This window comes from Acinetobacter sp. 161(2023), assembly GCF_037027805.1.
GTDB lineage: Bacteria > Pseudomonadota > Gammaproteobacteria > Pseudomonadales > Moraxellaceae > Acinetobacter.
In genome coordinates this window covers 45237-53378 of sequence record NZ_JAZEYD010000021.1, presented here as the reverse complement: position 1 = coordinate 53378, position 8142 = coordinate 45237, and the positions used below count along the sequence as shown (strand labels likewise).

7 protein-coding genes and 1 pseudogene are annotated in these 8142 nt (G+C 37.8%); 5 read left to right on the top strand and 3 right to left on the bottom strand.

The genetic code is table 11. From position 1 onward, the window contains the following. Positions 1-205 (bottom strand): annotated as a pseudogene (locus tag WA249_RS17575) (TetR family transcriptional regulator); the annotation flags it as partial. Between the two features lie 140 nt (positions 206-345). Here WA249_RS17575 and WA249_RS17570 point away from each other — a divergent pair. Both WA249_RS17570 and WA249_RS17565 read left to right on the top strand, forming a co-directional pair. Further along, positions 346-1413: a ferredoxin reductase gene (locus tag WA249_RS17570; protein WP_336170624.1), complete on the top strand. Its 1068-nt coding sequence runs from the start codon at positions 346-348 to the stop codon at positions 1411-1413. A gap of 12 nt (positions 1414-1425) precedes the next feature. After that, entirely contained in the window at positions 1426-2520 is a 1095-nt protein-coding gene (locus WA249_RS17565) for a fatty acid desaturase family protein (RefSeq protein WP_336170623.1), read from the top strand. Between the two features lie 35 nt (positions 2521-2555). On the opposite strand, the gene WA249_RS17560 is transcribed toward WA249_RS17565, so the two are convergent. After that, complete coding sequence (locus WA249_RS17560; protein ID WP_336170622.1) at positions 2556-3020, bottom strand: hotdog fold domain-containing protein; 465 nt, start codon at positions 3018-3020, stop codon at positions 2556-2558. A gap of 118 nt (positions 3021-3138) precedes the next feature. Here WA249_RS17560 and WA249_RS17555 point away from each other — a divergent pair, with 118 nt between their 5' ends. Continuing rightward, a complete protein-coding gene (locus WA249_RS17555) occupies positions 3139-3762 on the top strand; it encodes a TetR/AcrR family transcriptional regulator (RefSeq protein WP_336170621.1) in 624 nt (207 codons plus the stop codon). A gap of 63 nt (positions 3763-3825) precedes the next feature. Here WA249_RS17555 and WA249_RS17550 read toward each other — a convergent pair whose 3' ends face one another. After that, complete coding sequence (locus WA249_RS17550) at positions 3826-4527, bottom strand: SIMPL domain-containing protein (protein ID WP_336170619.1); 702 nt, start codon at positions 4525-4527, stop codon at positions 3826-3828. Between the two features lie 464 nt (positions 4528-4991). Here WA249_RS17550 and WA249_RS17545 point away from each other — a divergent pair, with 464 nt between their 5' ends. Together WA249_RS17545 and WA249_RS17540 are read left to right on the top strand one after the other, a co-directional pair. Beyond that, a complete protein-coding gene (locus tag WA249_RS17545) occupies positions 4992-6365 on the top strand; it encodes a diaminobutyrate--2-oxoglutarate transaminase (RefSeq protein WP_016137437.1) in 1374 nt (457 codons plus the stop codon). Between the two features lie 2 nt (positions 6366-6367). Next, positions 6368-7900: a pyridoxal phosphate-dependent decarboxylase family protein gene (locus tag WA249_RS17540; protein WP_336170617.1), complete on the top strand. Its 1533-nt coding sequence runs from the start codon at positions 6368-6370 to the stop codon at positions 7898-7900. Positions 7901-8142 lie beyond the last annotated feature (242 nt).

Genomic DNA, 8142 nt, shown 5'->3' with positions numbered 1-8142 from the left:
CAATGCCAGCTTCTCGTGCTACTTCACGTAAACTTAATGAAGCAATACTTTTTTGTGGGCCAATCAGATTTAGAGCAGCCTGAAAAAGTTCTTCTTTAGTAATTGTCGCTTTTCTTCCCACAGAACGCGTAGCTGTTTTAATTTCAATGACATCTTGTTGTAGAGGTGTGTCATTCAGGTTCTGAGAAAGTGAAGATTGGGTCATGCTGTTCAATATATTTGTAAACTCTTAGGATTATAGCCTTAGAAGCTGAACTTGTGAAATTGTAATTAAAAGTACGGGTGTATATACAAATATATATACATGTGTATAATAATTAAAAAAGAGCGACAGAGCCTCCAGCTATGCAAGCAATCGAAAAGAGAAATTCTCTATTCAATTCATTGACACAAACCATTTTTGATAAAGAAATGGCTAACTTCTGGCTACAAAAAGTTAATCCTTTATGGTCTGTAAAACATGGGCTTGTTCAAATTGTAAAAAAAGAATTTGTCGCTCATGACATGGTAAGTCTTACACTAAAATGTAACCGTTTAGTGAAAATAGGTGTTGCTGGTCAGCATCATCCTGTCATTGTTGAAATTGCTGGTCGTCGTTATGAACGTACTTATAGCTTGACGCAAATTGACGAACAACATTTACGTTTAACCATTAAAAAAGTGGAAGATGGTATCGTCAGTAACTGGTTTATGACTGAAAGCCAAATTGGTGATGTTTTTGAGCTTGGTCAGCCTTATGGCGATATGCAGCAAAATATCAAAACACCGAAATTAATTATGCTAGCTGCGGGTAGTGGTATTACCCCAATGTTGAGCTTAATCACTGCAATTAAACAAAGCCAGCAGTTAGATAAAGTTCAAGTACAGCTTTTATATTGGGTAAAGCAACGCTCAGATGCAGCTTTTATTGAATACTTTGAAAAAGTTGCTCAGCAATTCCCAAATTTTAGTTATCAGGTTTTCTATACACAAGAAACACCAAATGATGAACGTTTAAATGCAGAGCATTTAGCCTTAGTAGACGATTTGGAAAATAGCACTATATATGCGTGTGGACCTTCTGGTTTCGTTTCAACAGTGGAACAGCTTTTTGAAAAAGCACCGACTGTATTAACAGAAGCTTTTAGCTTGACTCGTGATAGTACGGCTGAAGTTGGTTATGTAAATGTCACATTAACCCAGTCTAATAAGATCATTGCAATTCCAAAAGGCCAATCAATTTTGGTGAGTCTGGAACATGAAGGCCTTAAGCCAACACATGGCTGCCGTATGGGAATTTGTAATAAGTGCGTTTGTAGTAAAGCTCAAGGTTCTACACGTAACTTACTCAATGGTAGTGAAAATACCGAACCAAGCCAATTACTCAAAATTTGTGTGAACTCAGCACAATCTGATCTAGTTATTGATCTTTAAGAGAGAACTTTTATGAATATGCCAGTGAAAGTCGAATATTTTAAAAATCCTAAAAATCGAGATTTGACTCCAGCAGAACTTGACGCATTTGCAAAAGAGCTTGATCAGATCAAACAAGAAGTGTTGGATGATTTGGGTGAGAAAGATGCTAAATATATCCGTCGCGTCTATGCAGCAGTTCGCTACAGTAGCTTTTTAGGCCGAGTATGTTTATTTGCAGGTTGGTTCCCACCAGCTTGGGTTTTAGGAACAGGTCTATTAGGCTTTTCTAAAATTATGGAAAACATGGAACTTGGTCATAACGTTATGCATGGCCAATACGACTGGATGAATGACCCTAAATTCAATGGTCAAACTTACGAATGGGATACCGTCGGTACTTCTGATAACTGGCGTCAAACTCATAACTATAAACATCACACATATACCAACATTAAAGGTATCGATGATGACATTGGTTATGGTTTGCTTCGCTTATTCCCAGAGCAACGTTGGAAACCTGGTTTCTTGTTTCAACCGGTTTATAGCATTCCATTTTGCTTATTGTTCCAATGGGGGGTAGCGATTCAGAACCTTGAAATTGGTCGCGTTCTTTATAAGCGTAAGAGCATGGCAAAATTCGTGGAAGAATTAAAACCTGTTAATAAAAAGATTGGTACCCAGCTTTTCAAAGATTATGTTTTTTTCCCATTAATTGCAGGGCCCGCGGCGTTACCTGTATTTACTGGAAATCTGGTTGCGAATGGTCTTCGTAATATCTGGACATTTACGATTATTTTCTGTGGTCACTTTACTAAAGATGCAGAAGTATTTCCAAAGTCTGTTTTACAAGACGAAAGCCGTGGCCATTGGTATATGCGCCAGATTCGTGGTTCTTCAAACTTAAAAGGTTCAGAAGCATTACATATCTTAAGCGGACATTTGAGCCATCAGATTGAGCATCATTTATATCCTGATGTTCCTGCGCGTCGTTATCGCCAAATGGCTCCAAAAGTTGAAGCTGTATGTAAAAAATATGGTCTGAACTATAACAACGCAAGTTTGACTAAACAGTTTGGTCAGGTTGTAGGTCGTATCTTGAAATATGCTTTACCCTTTAAAAAATAATCAAAAAAAGCCCTGATCAGTTCAGGGCTTTTTTATTACTTCTTTTTAGAAATCCACATGGTAATTATAGCTTGGAAGACTTTCTCATTCTGGGAATCATAGACTTCTACATTCACTAAATATTCGCCAGCTTTATCCCAGTCATAATTTTTCTCTACAGGTGTTGCAACTGCAATTAGGTCTGTTCCTGCCTTTTTTAAATATTCGACAGTCATACCTTTGGGAATCCAACGATGTGTGGAAGGCACAGTAACTTCTGTCATTGTGCCACCTGCAAGCTCGGCCATATTACACATCGCAATCGCATGAACTGTTCCAATATGATTGAGAACAGAACGTTTTTTCTTAATCGATATTTCACAATAATTCGGTTTTAAATCGATAAAGAGCGGTGAAATACTGCCGAAATAAGGCGCTTTTAAACATAGCATGCGTGAGAAAGTCCATTTTCCTTTCGGGAAAGCAGACACTTTGTTCCAAAGTTCTAAAGTAGTTGCCATGGTTTAAAGCTCCATATTAATAAAAACAGAATTATATTCTGTTGAAGAATATAATTCTGTTTACAAAAGTGAGTCAAGTCATTCAGAATATCTCCGATAACTGGTTAGGGAACAAACAATGCAATCTGCACAAGAGTTATTAGAACGGTTATATCCAGGCAGAAGGGCTGCTTTAAAAAGACAGATTTTATTAGATGCCTTGTCTTGTTTCTTAGAAAATGGAATTGAAACTACAAGTATTGAGATGATTCGTTCGAAATCTGATAGTAGCGTAGGGGCTATTTATCACCACTTTAAAAATAAAGAAGGAATTGTTGCGACTTTATTCTTTGCAGCTTTAGATGATCAGGTGGTACGAAGAGATAACTATCTGGAAGGCACAAAATCTCTTCAAGCTGTTTTATATGCTTTTATTCATAGTTACATTGATTGGGTAAGTGAACAGCCTGAGTTTGCCAAATTTTTAATATCTGCTCGTTTTAGTGTGATGCAAGGTGAGGATCAACAACGTCTTGTTCAGAAAAATAAATTAAGAAATCAAAAGATCTTTAGCGAAATTTCAAATTATGCTGAGGCTGAGTTTTTAAAATCTATCCCTCATGAGCTATTACTTTCACTGGTGATTGGATCTACAGAAAATTACTGTCGTGCATGGTTATCACAACGCGTTCCTTCAAATCCTAAAGTTTATAAAGATATTTTGGCTAAAGCTGCTTGGGATTCTTTGCAAAATTTAAGTTAAATATAATGAATCGCACATACAAAAAAAGCCGCATCTTTCATGCGGCTTTTTTAGATCAATAAATTATTTAAATTGAATTGAACCGTTTGCATTCACGGTAATTTTAGACTCACCAGCCGCCATGTCTTGAGCTGGAGCCGCTTCAGCAGCAGCGAATTTAGCCATACTCGCTCGCATTAAAGGCTGTGGGAAATAATTGTTAGTGTTTAAGTTCAAGCTAACTAGTGTGTATTGGCTTTTATTCCATGCTTGAGTCAACATTTGGGCACGTTGTTGAAAGTTTTTAGACGCTTCGACCATCAAATCATTTTCAACTTTTTTACGTTGCTCATCTGAAACCGTAAAATTAATTGATTGAGTTTGGAAGTTTTGTTGCAATTCATTTACTAACTGGCTTGCTGCTTTAAAATCTTTACTTTCAAGACGAATTTCAGCGCGACCACGCCATTCTTTTAGCTTATTACTGTCGTTGTCGTAAATTGGATAAGTACTTTGTGCACCTGTTTCCACTTTTACTTGCGGATATTTACGGGAAACGGCAAGTGCCTGATTCATCAATTGATTAATTTGATTTGAAAGTTCGGCTGGTTGTTTGTTACTTTTTTCAATATATAAAGTTGCATGCATTTCATCATTAGAAACTTGACGAGAAGCTTCAGCTTGCACATTCACAATATTATAGTTCAAAGCATTACTATCCTGAGCAAAAACCAACGGGCTAAGGAGGGAACCTAAAAGAAGGGTTGAGACAGCTAAAGTACGCATAAATTTTTCCTTTAAAAATTAATATAAATTTAATTTTTTTCATTAAGAAATGTTAAACATAAGTTATGCATAACTTTTGCAGATTTTGTGGCGTATTTGTAATATTTAGATCAGTTTTTTTAAATTTTGGTATAGATAAACTCTTCTAAAAATAAAGACTTAAAAATAAAGTATTTCAATGTAACTTAAAAAATCAAAGTAATATAAAAAAAGAATATTTTCTTTAGGTTGTCACATAGTATGATGATAATTCATCTTAACTATTGGGATGATACATTTTTTCAATAAGATTAGATGAGTAAAGTACATAAAAGACGTTTTTTTTCTTGTAAAATTAGGTATCATCGCGCTCCTAGTTAAAAGATATAAAATAAGTGTCTTTACTAGTTCTATAAAGCACCGAGTCAAAGGACCAATCGTCACCAGACTTATTTCTTTCCCCCTATCAGAGATGGTAATCCGATATGAGCGTTACTTCCGTTAACCCTGCCACTAATGCTACTAACGAATATTATTTGACTCGCCAAAGTCAAATGGAATCAAATGTTCGTAGCTATCCACGTAAATTACCGTTAGCGATAGCGAAAGCACAAGGATGCTGGGTTACTGATGTTGAAGGTACAGAGTACCTTGATTGTTTAGCTGGGGCAGGTACATTGGCTTTAGGTCATAATCATCCTGCGGTGATTCAAAGTATTCAAGATACATTGGCAAGTGGTTTGCCATTGCATACTTTAGACTTAACCACACCTTTAAAAGATGCATTCACTGAAGCATTGTTAGCATATTTACCTGGTGGTAAAGAAGAATATTGCTTGCAGTTCTGTGGTCCTGCTGGTGCAGACGCAACTGAAGCAGCAATTAAACTTGCTAAGACTTACACTGGCCGTAGTTCAGTGATCAGTTTCTCTGGTGGTTACCATGGTATGACCCATGGTGCACTTGCTATGACTGGTAACTTAAGTGCAAAAAATGCAGTTAACGGTTTAATGCCAGGCGTACAATTCATGCCATATCCGCATGAATATCGCTGCCCACTTGGTTTGGGTGGTGAAGCTGGTGTTGACGCTTTAACTTACTTCTTTGAAAACTTTATCGAAGATGTTGAAAGCGGTGTAACAAAACCGGCTGCTGTTATTCTTGAAGCGATTCAAGGTGAAGGCGGCGTAGTTACAGCTCCAGTAAAATGGTTGCAAAAAATCCGTGAAGTGACTGAAAAGCACAACATCGTTTTAATTTTAGACGAAGTTCAAGCTGGCTTTGCACGTTCAGGCAAAATGTTTGCATTTGAACATGCAGGTATTGAACCTGATGTTGTTGTAATGTCTAAAGCAGTAGGTGGTGGTTTACCACTTGCAGTATTAGGTATTAAACGTAAATTTGATGCTTGGCAACCTGCTGGTCACACGGGTACTTTCCGTGGTAACCAACTTGCTATGGGTACAGGCCTTGTCGTATTAAAAACGATTACTGAACAAAATCTTGCTCAAAATGCGCAAGAGCGTGGTGATTATCTACAAGCTGAATTTAAAAAATTAGCTCAAGAATTCCCATGTATCGGTAATGTACGTGGTCGTGGTTTGATGATCGGTGTTGAGATTGTTGACGAGCGTAAGCAAGCTGATCGTATTGGTTCGCTTCCTGCAGACTCTCAATTAGCTGCTGCAATTCAAACTGCTTGCTTCAACAATAAATTATTGCTTGAAAAAGGCGGTCGTAACGGCACTGTAATTCGTTTACTTTGTCCGCTTATCATCACTCAAGAAGAGTGTGTTGAGGTAATTGCTCGCTTTAAGAAAGCAATTGCAGAAGCATTGGTTGCAGTACGAGGCGCATAAATATGGTGGATTTTGCAGAACATCGTAAAGCGTTACTCTGCAATGATGCACAATCCATTGCTGACTATGAGTCAGCAATGGGCGAAGCGGTAAAAGCCGTTTCAGCATGGTTGCAAAATGAAAAGATGTACACAGGCGGTAGCATTAAAGAATTGCGTTCAGCAATTTCTTTCCAACCTTCAAAAGAAGGTATGGGTGTACAAGAATCACTTCAACGTATGATTGAGCTTTTCTTAAATAAAAGCTTAAAAGTACATCATCCGCACTCATTAGCACATTTACATTGTCCAACGATGGTAATGAGCCAGATTGCGGAAGTGTTAATCAATGCAACTAACCAGTCTATGGACTCATGGGATCAAAGCCCAGCCGGTTCATTAATGGAAGTTCAGCTCATTGATTGGTTACGCCAAAAAGTTGGTTATGGTTCTGGTCAGGCGGGTGTTTTCACTTCTGGCGGTACTCAATCTAACTTAATGGGTGTATTGCTTGCGCGTGACTGGTGCATTTCGAAAAACTGGAAAGACGAAAACGGTAATCCGTGGTCTGTACAGCGCGATGGTATTCCAGCTGAAGCAATGAAAAACGTCAAAGTCATTTGTTCTGAAAATGCACATTTCTCTGTGCAAAAGAACATGGCAATGATGGGCATGGGCTTCCAGTCAGTTGTGACTGTTCCTGTGAATGAAAATGCACAGATGGATGTAGATGCTCTCGAAAAAACGATGGCGCATTTGCAATCAGAAGGCAAAGTAGTTGCTTGTGTCGTTGCGACAGCTGGTACTACCGATGCTGGTGCAATTGATCCATTGAAGAAAATCCGTGAAATTACCAATAAATATGGTTCATGGATGCATATCGATGCAGCATGGGGCGGTGCATTAATTCTGTCAAACGACTATCGTGCAATGCTTGATGGTATTGAATTGTCAGACTCAATTACACTGGATTTCCATAAGCATTACTTCCAAAGCATTAGCTGTGGCGCGTTCTTGTTGAAAGACGAAGCGAACTATCGCTTTATGCACTACGAAGCTGAATACTTGAACTCTGCTTATGACGAAGAACATGGGGTACCAAACCTTGTTTCTAAGTCATTACAAACGACTCGTCGTTTTGATGCATTGAAATTGTGGATGACAATTGAATCATTGGGTGAAGACCTTTACGGTTCAATGATTGACCATGGTGTAAAACTGACTCGTGAAGTTGCAGATTACATCAAGGCAACTGACGGTTTAGAGCTTTTAGTTGAACCACAATTTGCTTCGGTATTGTTCCGCGTTGTTCCACAGGGCTACCCAGTTGAGTTTATCGATAGCTTGAACCAAAACGTAGCAGACGAATTGTTTGCACGTGGTGAAGCAAATATCGGTGTAACAAAAGTGGGTAATGTACAGTCATTGAAGATGACAACATTAAGCCCTGTTGTGACATTCGAAAATGTTAAAAACCTTTTAGGTCAAGTATTGGTTGAAGCTGACCGCATTAAAGATGCGATTGCTTCTGGTAACTATGTACCACCAATTGTCTAATTGAGTTGATAACAAAAAAGCCCGGTTTATTACCGGGCTTTTTTTATTCCATATTAATTTTATTTAAAGTGTGCATGAGAGTAGCTATATATACACAAAAGATGCATATTTTCAAAAAACATAAATAATTATGCATGATTTATGGGGAACAAATTTCTTATTGTATTGGTATGTCCCCAATATTTTTGGTCACATTGATATATCAAGATCGTACTTACTTTAAATAATCCCGTTTTAACTGA